The organism is Micromonospora sp. RTBAU3-60 (genome assembly GCF_054963695.1).
Window position 1 is genome coordinate 1 of record NZ_JBUEGB010000200.1, and the last position, 689, is coordinate 689.

Consider the following 689-nt stretch of genomic DNA (forward strand, 5'->3'; position numbering starts at 1 on the left):
CGACATCATGGGTAACGGCTACATCTGGTACCAACGCCGCAACCAACGCAACGGCCTGGAAAACCAGTGCTGGAAGGACTCCTGGGACTCCATCTCCTACCGCGACGGCCGGCTGCCCGGCCTACCCCGCGCCACCTGCGAACTCCAAGGCTACGCCTACGACGCCAAAATCCGCGGCGCCCGACTCGCCCGCGAATTCTGGAACGACCCCACCTACGCCGACCAACTCGAACGCCAGGCAGCCGACCTCAAACACCGCTTCAACCACGACTTCTGGGTCGAAGACGGACAGTACTACGCCCTCGCCCTCGACGCCGGCGGCAACCAGGTCGACGCCCTGTCCTCCAACATCGGCCACCTACTGTGGAGCGGCATCGTCGACCAACCCCGAGCCGCGAAGATCGCCGAACACCTCCTCGGCCCCCGCCTCTTCTCCGGCTGGGGCGTACGCACCCTCGCCGAAGGAGAAGCCCGCTACAACCCCCTCGGCTACCACGTCGGCACCGTCTGGCCATTCGACAACTCACTCATCGCCTGGGGCCTACGCCGCTACGGCTTCAACGCCGAAGCCGCCCACATCGCCGAAGGCATCCTCGACGCCGCCAACTACTTCGACGGCCGACTACCCGAAGCCTTCGCCGGATACCCCCGACACCTCACCCGCTACCCCGTGCAATACCCCACCGCGT

General features: G+C 66.0%; 1 protein-coding gene. It reads left to right on the forward strand.

The window, feature by feature from the left end; translation table 11 throughout:
* Nucleotides 1-689 (forward strand): amylo-alpha-1,6-glucosidase (locus tag ACY34I_RS40555; protein WP_462760857.1); only part of this gene is annotated, 689 nt, incomplete at both ends.